The organism is Aphanizomenon sp. UHCC 0183 (genome assembly GCF_009712065.1).
Lineage (GTDB): Bacteria > Cyanobacteriota > Cyanobacteriia > Cyanobacteriales > Nostocaceae > Dolichospermum > Dolichospermum heterosporum.
In genome coordinates this window covers 1-12645 of record NZ_VILC01000037.1, presented here as the reverse complement: position 1 = coordinate 12645, position 12645 = coordinate 1, and the positions used below count along the sequence as shown (strand labels likewise).

At 38.0% G+C, this 12645-nt stretch carries 14 protein-coding genes; 12 read left to right on the top strand and 2 right to left on the bottom strand.

Annotated features, from left to right (window positions below; all coding sequences use genetic code 11):
* Window positions 1-5 precede the first annotated feature (5 nt).
* From bioF to FJR37_RS14105, 10 genes are all read left to right on the top strand, one after another.
* Complete coding sequence (gene bioF / locus FJR37_RS14145; RefSeq protein ID WP_168466300.1) at window positions 6-1175, top strand: 8-amino-7-oxononanoate synthase; 1170 nt, start codon at window positions 6-8, stop codon at window positions 1173-1175.
* 449 nt (window positions 1176-1624) lie between these two features.
* Window positions 1625-1984 (top strand): hypothetical protein, encoded by a 360-nt coding sequence (locus FJR37_RS14140; RefSeq protein ID WP_039202227.1) that lies wholly within the window; start codon window positions 1625-1627, stop codon window positions 1982-1984.
* Window positions 1947-2231, top strand: coding sequence for a hypothetical protein (locus tag FJR37_RS14135; protein ID WP_039202229.1), 285 nt, complete (start codon window positions 1947-1949; stop codon window positions 2229-2231). Before FJR37_RS14140 ends, FJR37_RS14135 begins: the two co-directional genes overlap by 38 nt.
* A gap of 674 nt (window positions 2232-2905) precedes the next feature.
* Window positions 2906-3142 (top strand): hypothetical protein, encoded by a 237-nt coding sequence (locus FJR37_RS14130; protein ID WP_168466299.1) that lies wholly within the window; start codon window positions 2906-2908, stop codon window positions 3140-3142.
* A 73-nt stretch (window positions 3143-3215) separates the two neighbouring features.
* The gene (gene xseA, locus FJR37_RS14125) at window positions 3216-4436 is read left to right on the top strand and encodes an exodeoxyribonuclease VII large subunit (RefSeq protein WP_039202233.1); all 1221 of its coding nucleotides are present in this window, start codon (window positions 3216-3218) and stop codon (window positions 4434-4436) included.
* Between the two features lie 68 nt (window positions 4437-4504).
* Window positions 4505-5854, top strand: coding sequence for an NYN domain-containing protein (locus FJR37_RS14120; protein ID WP_039202235.1), 1350 nt, complete (start codon window positions 4505-4507; stop codon window positions 5852-5854).
* 162 nt (window positions 5855-6016) lie between these two features.
* The gene (locus FJR37_RS14115) at window positions 6017-6727 is read left to right on the top strand and encodes an SDR family oxidoreductase (protein ID WP_174763426.1); all 711 of its coding nucleotides are present in this window, start codon (window positions 6017-6019) and stop codon (window positions 6725-6727) included.
* Window positions 6728-7056: 329 nt separating this feature from the next.
* A complete protein-coding gene (hppD, locus tag FJR37_RS14110) occupies window positions 7057-8118 on the top strand; it encodes a 4-hydroxyphenylpyruvate dioxygenase (RefSeq protein WP_174763422.1) in 1062 nt (353 codons plus the stop codon).
* A 20-nt stretch (window positions 8119-8138) separates the two neighbouring features.
* Window positions 8139-8261 carry a hypothetical protein gene (locus FJR37_RS27450; RefSeq protein ID WP_256366883.1) on the top strand — a complete coding sequence of 41 codons (123 nt, stop codon included), beginning with the start codon at window positions 8139-8141 and terminating at the stop codon, window positions 8259-8261.
* Window positions 8230-8802: a type IIL restriction-modification enzyme MmeI gene (locus FJR37_RS14105; RefSeq protein WP_200888952.1), complete on the top strand. Its 573-nt coding sequence runs from the start codon at window positions 8230-8232 to the stop codon at window positions 8800-8802. Before FJR37_RS27450 ends, FJR37_RS14105 begins: the two co-directional genes overlap by 32 nt.
* A gap of 392 nt (window positions 8803-9194) precedes the next feature.
* On the opposite strand, the gene FJR37_RS14100 is transcribed toward FJR37_RS14105, so the two are convergent.
* Window positions 9195-9935 (bottom strand): DUF4351 domain-containing protein, encoded by a 741-nt coding sequence (locus tag FJR37_RS14100; RefSeq protein WP_217355278.1) that lies wholly within the window; start codon window positions 9933-9935, stop codon window positions 9195-9197.
* 241 nt (window positions 9936-10176) lie between these two features.
* Between FJR37_RS14100 and FJR37_RS14095 the strand changes: the two genes are divergently transcribed.
* Entirely contained in the window at window positions 10177-10425 is a 249-nt protein-coding gene (locus FJR37_RS14095) for a hypothetical protein (RefSeq protein WP_039202239.1), read from the top strand.
* Between the two features lie 17 nt (window positions 10426-10442).
* Window positions 10443-11003, top strand: coding sequence for an ISAzo13 family transposase (locus tag FJR37_RS14090; RefSeq protein WP_072033623.1), 561 nt, complete (start codon window positions 10443-10445; stop codon window positions 11001-11003).
* A gap of 536 nt (window positions 11004-11539) precedes the next feature.
* Here the strand turns inward: FJR37_RS14090 and FJR37_RS14085 are convergent.
* On the bottom strand, window positions 11540-12645 hold a 1106-nt coding region (locus FJR37_RS14085; protein WP_168466298.1), incomplete at its 5' end, for a DUF11 domain-containing protein.

The following is a 12645-nucleotide window of genomic DNA, read 5'->3' as shown; positions in this document are numbered from 1 at the left end:
TCATCATGAATAATAATCCTTATGCTTGGATAAATGAATCTTTAGCCACTATTCATCGGGCTGACTGGTATCGGTCCGTGCAACCGATTCACAGCCAACCCGGTGCAACTGTGGTATTATCTGGGCAAGAGGTTATTAATTTTGCCAGTAATGATTACTTAGGACTAGCAGGAGATGAACGCTTAAAAATAGCCGCCATTACTGCTATTCAACAATTCGGCACTGGTAGTACAGGTTCTAGATTACTCAGTGGGCATCGAGAAATACATAGAGAATTAGAACAGGGAATAGCATCTACTAAGCAAACCGAAGACGCATTAGTATTTAGTTCTGGTTACTTGGCAAATTTAGGGACAATCGCCGCCATAGTCGGCAAAAGAGACTTAATTTTATCTGATCAATATAACCATTCCAGCTTAAAAAAAGGGGCAATTCTCAGCGGTGCAACTGTCATGGAATATCCGCACGGTGGTACTGCAGTACTGCAAGAAAAGTTATGGGAACACAGGAAAAATTTTCGCCGCTGTTTGATCATCACTGATAGCGTCTTTAGCATGGATGGTGATTTATGTCCATTACCCCAACTGCTAGATTTAGCTGAAGAATTTAGTAGTATGCTACTTCTCGATGAAGCTCATGCTACGGGAGTCATGGGAAAAACTGGCGCTGGATGTGTAGAACATTTTGGCTGTACAGGTAGAGAATTAATTCAAATTGGTACATTAAGTAAAGCTTTGGGGAGTTTAGGCGGATATGTAGCCGGAAGTAGCTCTCTCATTGACTTTTTACGCAATCGCGCCCCCAGTTGGATTTATACTACAGCCCTTTCTCCCGCAGATACAGCAGCAGCAATAGCCGCTATGAAGATAGTGCGAGAAGAACCGGAAAGGCGATCGCAACTTTGGCAAAATGTCAATTATTTAAAACAATTAATTCAAGATAATTTACCTAACTTAAAGTTATTCCCCACAGAATCGCCGATATTATGTTTTCAATTATCTAATGCAGCAGCCGCATTAACAGCCGGAAAGCATTTGCGAGAATCAGGAATTTTTGCCCCAGCCATTCGTCCCCCCACAGTTAGCACCAGCCGGATTAGAATATCTGTAATGGCTACCCATGAGTTAGCACATATTCAGAAATTGGTAGAAGTGATCAAAAGTATGGAAGGGTAAGGCTTTATTGAGTTTAGCAGCGCTCGCATCGAATGTTACGGTAATGCCTGAATTAGAACAGAAAATAATACTGAATACTTTCCTGGAACAACATTTCTCATATCACATCCCAAAAAATCAAACTTCATACAAAATCCCGTTAATCCTTTAATTGGTGGATAAATTATTTCGCGCAAAGTCGCAAAGGAGCAAAGACGCAAAGAAGAAAAGGAAGAGATTTTCTTTTTCAGCCATTATAGGGGTTTAGCAAAAAATCAAATCCTGAAAATCCTTAAATCCTGGATATCCTGATTCTGACAATTATAATTATAGGAAATGTTGGGTTTCCTTGCATCAAGACAGTCGCTACCATATAATGACTTTTTGAGGCTTAACCGAGCAGTATTGATTCCTGATAAAAATATAACAATCTTATCGTATAATTTCATCGCCAGTAATAATAAATCAAGATGAGCGGAATTGATCGTGAAATTACCTTAGAATCCAGAACCAGTCTTATTGAAAAACATCTTCCCGGAACAAAAAAATCCCAAAGAGAACTTGAAACCGAAGGAATGGCTTTTTTATTTAACGATCAACAAACAATGGAAAGAGTTGCATCGGAAATAAAACTCCGAGGAGAACCTACAGGAACTGAAGATATAGAAGATAAATATGAGCGATATGGATTATATTTTGCTGAACCAATTGGTTATATACTAAAAGCAGATGGTACTCAAATCCCCCTGCATTACGGTGAAATAAAAATTAAGAAAACTACAGGGAAATATCATGTCATACCTCGCACAAAACCCCGTACAAGCTACTAAAATCTCTCAAACATCAGAACAAGAAACTGAATGGGAGTTTGCAGAAATCTGGGTAGATACGTTGATATCTCCTCCTTATATTCTGATGTTAGTCAAAGAACAATCAGGAAAATTCTGTATCCATAACCCTGCACAAAACTATAAAATCATCTTTGCCAGTGACAATTATGAAGCCGCGAAAATGTGGCTACTAGAGGATGAATACGAGCGATTGAATAATCGTATTTTACAACAAGATTCTGATTGATGATGAAGATTAAAAATATTATAGCTCCCTCCTCGCTTGCGGGGTGGGGTTCAACAACTTTGCTGATAGCTTCAGTTTGAGTTTTGCCTTTTCCCATTGCCCTTAACCATAGTGTATCCTCTATTAAGGAATGTGAATTAAATAAGGTGCAAAAGTAGGGTGTGTTAGCGACAGCGTAACGCACCATTCCAGGTTACATCAGAATTGCAGGTTATTAAATTTGCGTTCCTAAGCAATCACAACCCTTGGAATTGCTTCATTTCACTTCGTTCCATATGGCTAACGCCACGCAATGCTTACGCAATGACATTGTGTAATTAATTCTGTCTCACTACTTATTCCTCCCACAGTTAGCACCAGTCGGATTAGGATATCTGTCTGTAATGGCTACCCATGAATTAGCACATCTTCAGAAATTAGTAGAAGTGATCAAAAGTATGGAAGAATTAGAGTGAGAATTCAGGAGGTAGGGGCGCAGGGTCTGCGCCCTCAGTTGTATTGCATCAACAGTGATAACCGCTGTATACTAAATTCTTCCCAATTAAAATAATTTCTTTATAGCGGTATGCACTTGAATGAGATCCAGAATTTACAGTAAAAGTTATATGCTAAGAGACTTCTGACTCCTGAATTCTGACTCCTGACTCCTGACTCCTGACTCCTGGTATATCAATATGTCACCTCATATCCAAACCTTAATTTCATTAATCGAAACCTTACCCTTAAATATCCAAAAACAAATAGTAGAACATCTTCAAGAATATATTCAACAATTTACCAAAAATTTAGATCCTCAACAAAAAATCATCCCAACAGATGATTATTCCTCAAAACTTTCTCCAGAAGAATTGGAAATGTTGAATAATTGCACAGAAATTCCTGTCTGGTCTCCCTTTGATTCATCGCAATGAATATAATTTCTGGATGCTAAAACCCAGAGAATTTATCAGTAGAATTAATCCAAAATCTAAAATCTAAAATCGGATGACCCTTGACTTTTCTAATACCGCCCTTTCCGTAACTGGATTAACCGACTACCTAAAATTACTCTTAGAACAAGATGAAATTCTCAGACAAGTATGGGTAACTGGGGAAGTTTCCAGCGCCAATCATCACCAAAGTGGGTTATTTTTTACACTAAAAGATACGGGTAGTACAGCCTCTATTAAGTGCGTATCTTGGAAAAGTCAAGTAGCAAAATTGGCACAAATGCCTGTGGCTGGCGAACAGTTAATTATTTTAGGCAGTATTCGGATTTATCCACAACGGGGAGAGTATCAACTAACAGTGTGGCAAGCCTTACCCGCGGGTGTAGGTTTACAGGCGTTACGCTATCAACAACTAAAAAATCGCTTACAGGCTGAGGGACTATTTGATACAGAAAGAAAGAAATACATTCCCCCACATCCACAAATTATCGCCGTCGTTACGTCCCCAACAGCAGCCGCTTGGGGTGATATTCAAAAAACCCTCAAACATAGATATCCTGGCTTACACATCTTATTTTCTCCCGCAACAGTGCAAGGGGAACAAGCACCAGCATCCATAGTTAAAGCCATTGAAAGAGTCAAAAAAGATGGTCGTGCAGAAGTATTAATTTTATCGAGAGGTGGTGGTGCTGTTGAAGAACTAGCTTGTTTTAATGATGAAAGAGTCGTTATGGCTGTTGCTAATTGTCCAATACCAGTAATAACAGGAATTGGACACCAAAGGGATGAATCCTTAACAGATTTAGTTGCTGATTCATGGGTACATACACCAACAGCCGCAGCGGAAACAGTTGTCCCGTCACTGTCTGATTTACAAATTCAACACCAACAGCGAATTATCGGCTTGTGTACAGCCGTCAATTCATCATTAGCAGCTAGGGAAAAGCAACTTCAAGGATTAAAACATCGGTTGCGTCAATTGCGGTTAGATAGACAAGTAGAACAGGAAAGAGACAAGTTATCTTGGAAACAGCGGCAATTATTACAAGTAACAACGGGAAAATTACAACAAGCCAATCAACACTTAGAAATGTTACGCCAGAAATTGGCTAGTATTGACCCTCAATCTGTATTACAGCGTGGTTACGCAGTAGTGATAACAGAAAATGGTGTAATTCCTCATTCTGTATCAGAATTAACTATAGGAGAAAATTTAGTGATTCAGTTGGCACAAGGTAAGGTAACAGTTAAAGTTATAGAAGTTACTGAAAGTTAAATTCTGGAAAAGTATATTTTCAGACTTCAGACTTTATGCCCAGGATGCTCTACTGTATGATGTAAGCTATGTCCTATCATGATTCTGCCTTACTACAAAAAATTTCCGTCGAGATTTGTCAATCAATTATTGCCATTCAACAACAGCAACCAGAATTACTGATTGCAAAATATCGGACTATTAACTGGCAAATATCTACAAATAAATCGGCTTTAAGTGCAAAATTTAGAGCTATACTCAGCCAAACTCAAAGCTGGGACGAATTATTACAAAAACTGCAATCATCACTTAAAGCAGTGCTTGTTCCCGCAGCTTTTGATTCACAAATACTATCAGATTTAATATCTGTTATTGAGCAGTTAAATTCCGAAAATATTGATGTAAATACAAACCATTTACCCCAACGACAATCTGTAAATATAACTATTTTGCTTTTAGATGCAGAAAACTTACAACTGAACACGAATACAGAAAAGTTTTTAACTACAATTTGTCATTCTCCTGTACAAGTTAAAATTGCTTTTGCTAATTGGTCAAATCGCGGAAAATTGGATGTAGAATTACATGAACGTGGCTATGATTTAATTCATGTTCCTGCTGGTAGAGATAATGCTGATGGTAAAATGATTGCGGTGGGTTCTTCTATTCATGAGCGCTATCCTAATGTTAAGGAAGTGTTTGTTTGTTCCTCAGATAAGGTAATGACCAACTTATGTAATACGTTACAGCAAAATGGGATATTAGTTTATCAAGTTAGTCAACATGGAGAAAATATTAAGGTATTTAATAGTACAACCAGTGAAACTGTTAATTATTCTCTGAAACCTGCGCCAGAAATACCTTCTATAGAGCAGTTTATTTTTCAAATCAAGGGTTTGATTAAATTACAACAAAAGCAAACTGCTAGTTATTGGGTGAAACTTTCGATTCTGTCTAAATTATTTAAAAGCAAACATCAATTAACTATTAGTCAAATTATTGCTCATCATTTTCCTGGTAAAAAAGCCAAAGATGTATTTATTAACTATCCATCTGAAATTGTCATTCATCAAATTGATGAGAAATCTGAATTATATGTCACAATCTTTGAACATCAACAAATCCAATCAGAAGATAGTCAAGCTAATGTAAAAGCTACAATATCAAGCGGATTACCTGCTATTAATTCTGCCGCAGATTTAGAACAGGCGATTAAAAATATTTTGACAGCTTTAAGTAAATTAGATAATCAGCAATTTGTGGATATTAGTATTTTGGGTAGTAAGTTTTATCAGCAATATGGTCAACCGATTACGGAACAAATAAAACAATTGCAGATTGGTGGTAGTTTTGTGAAGTTTTTACATTCTTGTAATTCTTTGCAAATTCAGCAGCTAGGTAAAAGATGGGAGGTGGGTGTGAAAAAATCTGAACTATGATTTATCTGTTTTATTTGATTGGGATGATGAAACATAGAATACCGAGATAGGTTAATAATTCTTTTTTCCTTCTTCCCTCTTTCTGACTCCTTCTTCTGGTTAAACCCAGAATACCGAGATAGACTGTACTATAAATATAGTCTGTAAAGAAATGTAAATATGATGATGTTACAAGATAAAGTTATTGTCATTGTCGGTGCTACTGGTGGTATTGGTGCTACTTTAACTCGTAAGTTGTCCTCCACTGGTGCGCGGTTGGTACTTGCGGCTAGAGACAGGGAAAGTTTAGCTGCATTAGCAAATGGACTATCAGCAGATGTGCTGACAGTTCCCACTGATATTACTCAACCTCAACAGGTGGAAGCGTTAATCCAAGCAACAATATCCCAGTTTGGACAAATTGATGTCCTGGTAAATGCAGCCGGAGCGGGGATTCTCAAAGCCTACAATAACATTGAATCGGCAGATTTAGAGGCAATGCTGGATCTAAATTTAAAAGGCTGTTTTTACACGACTCAAGCAGCAGCGAAGGAGATGCAAAAACGCAAATCTGGTCATATTTGTAATGTTGTCGGTATTCTTGGTAAACATTCAATGCCTATGGCTGCGGCTTATTCTGCGTCTAAGTTCGGTGTGGTGGGTTTTAGTAAATGTATAGCGGAAGAACTGAAACGTTTTGGGGTGAAAATGACACTTTTTTACTTTGGAGGGATAGATTCTTCTTTTTGGGATAAGGTAAATTTAAAAGTAGATCGGAGTAAGATGCTGAGTTGTGAGACTGCGGCAAATGCTATTTTTTATGCTTTATCGGCTGAACCACAGGCTATACCTATGGAAATTAATATTCAACCTGAGAGTCATTTGTTTTTCTAGTATGTGATAGATATAGCAATTCTCATGCTAGTCAGGTACAAAGTTTTTTCGTTTTAGGGAACAGTGAATAAATTGGTGTGTACTTCATTAGACTGGGAAACGCTATAAAGGTGATATTCAGAGGTAACAGGGAAGGGGCAACAGGGAACAGAAAAAACTCATGTTTATAAACATGAGATGGCAATAATGACACTGTTTCTTTCGGGCTACACAGCTTTAAAAATATCTTTTTTTGACTGAGATTTAAACTGGTGCAAATGAGTGTTTCTTATCTGTTCCCTGATCCTTCCTGTTCCCTGTTTTTGTAAATACTGAATTTAAAAGAAATTATGCTGCAAATTGATCACGTTCACTTTTATGTCGAAGATGCCCAAAGGTGGCGAGATTGGTTTGTATATTGTCTTGGTTTTCAAGCAGTGAATGATGGTATTTTTCCCAGGTTTTTTCATCATCTAAAATCGTTACATACTTGTACAGAAGTGGTGAAAAGTGGATCTGTCTACTTTTTACTTTCTTCTGCAATTTTACCAACTAGTCCGGTGGCTGAGTTTTTGCGTCAACATCCTCCTGGTGTGGCTGATATAGCTTTTGTAGTTGATGATGTGGAAGATGTGATAGTAAGGGCTATAAGCAATGGTGCAAGGATTCTCCAACCTGTTCAAGATGCTGGATTTTATCAGTATGCTAAAATTGCTGCTTGGGGTGGTTTAAATCATACGTTAATTACTAAAAATAAACCAAAAATAGAAGATAACGAAAATATTTTACATAATTCTATTACGGCGATTGATCATCTAGTTTTAAATGTGGGGGTTGGTGAGTTAGAAACTGCTATTAATTGGTATCAAAAAATCTTTGATTTTCAACCTCAACAGACTTTTAATATTAAAACTGATCGTTCTGGTTTGCATAGTCAGGTAATGATTTCACCTCATGGCAATATTCAATTACCAATTAATGAACCAGCTTCGCCGAGTTCACAAATTCAAGAATTTCTAGACGTGAATCGAGGTGCAGGTATTCAACATATTGCCTTATTGATACCTGATCTTGTGAATGCAATTTCTCAATTTCGGACTGCTGGTTTATCTTTTCTTTCTGTTCCCCAAAGTTACTATTCCCAGCTACAACAACGATATAAATTTTCTCTTTCACTCCAAGAATTAAAAGCCATATCTCACCAGCAAATTTTGGTAGACTGGCATGAAGATGCTCACCCAGGACAATTATTATTACAAATTTTCAGCCAACCTATTTTCTCAGAACCAACTTTTTTCTTTGAGTTTATTGAACGTCGTTCTCTGGCTCAAGGTTTTGGGGAAGGTAACTTTCTGGCTTTATTTCAAGCCATTGAACGCGAGCAAATTAAACGCGGTTTTGTCAGCGGTTAATAGACTGGTAATTGGGGAATATGCAGACAAATTTTCCAGATGATAAAAAAGGTAATGCTGATTTTTGTGCTTACTTTTTCCTCAAAGCTAAAGATTTATTAAATGAAAAATTTGAATGGACAAGATTTGAATACAAATCCTGATCAGTCTCCAAATCGTTGGCTAATTAACTTTTTTGATTGGCCTTTAGATGCTGAAAATGATGATCTGAAAAAGCCTAAAGGTAGACCTTATGCAAGTGATTATCCTGATTGTTTAGCAATTACAGAGGAAAAAGTTAAACCTGAAAGAGATAAATTAGGCTTAAAATCAGATTCTTCAGCAAAAGGTTATGCAAAATATTGGTGGCTTTATGCAAGAAGAGGTCTAGAACTTTATAGTGCGATCGCAAAAATGGAAAGAGTGTTAGTATCACCTAGAGTTAGTAAATTACTGATTTTTTCTTTTGCACCTGCTAAACAAGTTTTTAGTGAACAATTAGTTGTATTTCCTATAAATTCTAACAATATATTTGCCTTATTAAATTCTTCTATTCATAGCTTTTGGGCGTGGCAATTTTGTTCAACAATGAGAGATGCAGGTATTAGATATTCACCAACAGATGGTTTTGAAACATTCCCCTTCCCCACATCAACAGCAAACCTAGAACAAATAGGTGAAAAATATTACACTCACTGGCGTTAGCCATATCAGGATTTCCAGGATTTAAGGATTTACAGGATGTTGTTGATAAATTTTCTGTTTGGTGTTTGGTAATTATTAATTGTCAGAATCAGGTGGTTATCGAGCGATAGCCTGCGTGGCGTAGCCATAAGTAGGTGAACACAATAAAACCAAACTGTGTAAAGAAATGTAAAATCGCCCAAACCCTCTTCACTCTTGCCTCTTGCCTCTTGCCTTTTGCCTTGCCATAACGACAATTTTCAACGCTCACCTACTTAGTCGAGATAATGTCTAGGATTTGAGGATTTTCAGGATGTTGTAAAAAAATAGTCGGTTAAAACCGACTTTAGCTTTCAGATAGGGAATTTATTCCCTGACTATAATGATGATAAAATGACCAATGTTTGGGATGATTAATCTTGATTTGAATTTAACCAAGTTCCCAAATTATTGATATTTGAAAAGTCTAATAAAGCGTCTGCTAAATTATCCAACTTTTCAATATTCAGAGTTTTGATTTTATCAACCAATGATGAATCTAATTCTCCAAACCGACGAGTAAGTTGACGGATAATTGTCCGTTGTTCACCTTCTGTCCTACCGAGTTTTTCACCTTGCTTCTCACCTTTTTGGAAAATATCTTGATAAATTACTGATTCTCGCATAATATCCTCCCTAAGTAATTGACTAATCAGCTTTTTCTCAAACCGTAAACCTGCTAAAATCTCAGTACAGGCTACAATATCCCGCTTGATTTCTATTTCCTCAATTTTAGCAACACTTTCAGCAACTTGCGATAATAAATCTTGAGGTGCATTTGTGCGGGTTAATGGTGCTAATGGTAAGAGTGCGGGATTATTAAGAAATAAAACAGGGTCTTGTTCCCACATTCTAATTACTTGATAATAGTGGGTAGTATTTACATCTTGGTAAACATTGATAAAAGCATTTTTATCTTCTGTTTCCTGGAGGAAAATCACAAATTGGATAATGGTACATTCGGGGTAGAGTCTTTTTAACCGGATATAATAATCTATAACTCGCAAAGGAATGGGTTTTCGAGAAGTTGATAGTGTCTGAAATTCGATGTGTAAAATTTGGTTTTCACTTTTCAGAAACGTGACAAAATCAGCACGAATTGGTTCAATACTCAATTCGGTTTTTAAAACTTTGACGAGGATTAGAGGATTTACAGGATGTGGTTTTGATATTTTTTGTGTGGTGTTTGGTAATTGTTATTTGTCTGATAGCGTAGCGTGGTGTTAGCCATATCAGGATTTACAGGATTATAGGATTTACAGGATTATAGGATGTACGGGATGTAAGTGTTTTATTGGTTTTATTGTCTATGAGAAATACAGATTTGAGGATGACATATAATGAATAAATGATTTGATGATTTATCTGCTATTATTAGTTGACTATGATGGTTCAAATATACCTTCAGCTTATAAAATTCGAGAAGAATTAGAAGTAGTAATAATAGCAGATTTACTCGGTCCTGCTGGTGGTGAAGATGAAGAATTAGATGAAAAGAGTGTAAGCGATCGCTATTTAGTAGGACTACTTGCACCCCAACACCGTCGCATCACTGAAGAAACAATAGAAAAATCCAGTGTTGTTAATCAAATATCCAAGTATTAGATCACGACTTTCCATCTTTGGCAACAGGAATAGCAATTCCACATGGGTTATATGATTTAAAGAATAACATTAGTTTTATACAAATTGGTACTAGCCATGACACCAGCGAATTTGCCTGTGATTCAATCCGTTATTGGTGGAATAATTATGGCAAAAATCGCTACCAATTGGCTACCTCTATACTACTGTTATGTGATGGTGGTGGTAGCAACAGTTCTCGTTACTATGTATTCAAAGAAGCATTACAAGCTTTGGTGAATGAAATTGGAATTGAAATTCGCATTGCTCACTATCCTCCTTATACATCTAAGTACAATCCGATTGAGCATCGCCTGTTTCCACATCTAAGTCGGGCTTGTAAAGGTGTTATTTTCGACAGTGTTAACACTGTTGCTAAACTGATGGCAAAAGCTACTACTCGGAAAGGGTTACAGGTTTTTACGACCATCATTGATAAAGCCTACCAAACCAGTAAGAAAGTTGCTGAGGGTTTTAAAGAAACAATGGAGATTTTCTTTGATGATTTTTTGCCTCAGTGGAACTATACTGCTAAACCACAACAACATTTAGAATTGTAAGTTATTTAATCCACATTCCTTAAATACCGCAAGGGGTCTAAGTTAAGTGGACTCGTTGAACCAAGAATCTCACTGGCTTTAGCCAGTGAGATTGTCAATGAACCAGAATAGATATTATCTGGTTGGGGCGACAAAGATTGCCGTCCCAAGCCACCCTAGTACCGCAAGGCGGAAGTCAAAAGTCAAAAGTCGAAATGAAGACAGTATAGGCTTTTGGAGGATTTAGAATGGTTGGTTTATTTACGCCGTTTTGTACTAGTATTTTTGGGTAATTTGTTTTTTTGTGTTCCCTAAGGAACGCAAATTTAATAACCTGCAATTCTGATGTAACCTGGAATGGTGCGTTACGCTGTCGCTAACACACCCTACTTTTGCACCTTATTTAATTCACATTCCTAAGGGACTTCCAATTAAAAAAATACCCAAAAATTTCTTGTGGTGCGGGACGAAAAGCCCGCTAATCATCAAGGACGGGCAGGATGCCCATCCCACAAAATTGGGTAATTTGTTTTTTGTGTGTTCCCTAAGAACCCTACTTAGAAGATATTGTTGTTGTAATTATCCAGGTGTGTGTGAATAGTGATGCCAGCGTCTATAGGATAGAGAACGTCGGTGTTCGATTTATAGAGGTTCGGTAAATTCGATGCACTGGAAATACCAGATTTCCAGTAGGAAGATCTAGCTAGAATCCTTGGAGTCCGTGAATTGGAGGTTTCGTTACCTGTTAATCCTTGCAGATAGCCATCACCTTTGCCATCCCTATTTTGATCTGGCGTTAAGGCTTGCAGCCAATGAATTCCCTCGTTAATATAGTCACGAGCATCTTGATCGTTAGAATTAGGGGTATCAATCGAATTACCAGCGAGGTAATTCAGCCAGCTAGTCACTAAATCCCGTCCGAGTATGTAACGCGCGTCTCGGTTGTTGGGGTGCATTGAGGAATCAACAATCTGAAGTGCCTGTGCGCGGGTGTAGAAGAGGGTATCTTCTCCTCGGTCAGTTTTGCCATTGCGATTGTAGTCTCCTATGAGCAGTCCCACTCCGTATCTACGGGTAACCGGATCTAAGGCTTTTCCGGGACGGGCAGAGTTGGTATAGGGTGAGAGTAAGAGGTCGCTACCTGGGAAATTCGGCCTTGTTTTTTGGGAGGGTTCGTTACCTTGGATGCCGTCCCAGAATTTCTGCCATTTGGTGTTTTGCCAAAAATAAGCATTGCGGACACCGGGTGCGGCCATGATTGTGTCAATATCGGTGGCGGTGTTGTTTTCGAGGTTGGTGTCGGTGAAGTCAGAAGGGGCGGTAACCGTCGCGGTATTGGTTAAGGTTCTATGATAGTCGGAAACTTTGTGGCTGGCAGGGCCACCAACTACTGTTCCCGTCACTTTGTAGGTGATGCTACTACCCGCTGGCAGGGTTACGTAATCCTCGATATTGTCAGTTCCTCTGGCTTCATTGTCTGTCGCTCCCTTAGCTGCCTTACTTGTCCACTTCACGTCTGTCAGATTGCTGGGGAATAAATCCTCTACCAGCGCGTGAGTAGCGGTATCAGGACCATAATTGCTAACTACAATGGTATAAGTTACCAATTGTCCGGGTACTACTTTGGTCAGGTAATCGGTCTTGTCAATGGTCAGGTCGCCAG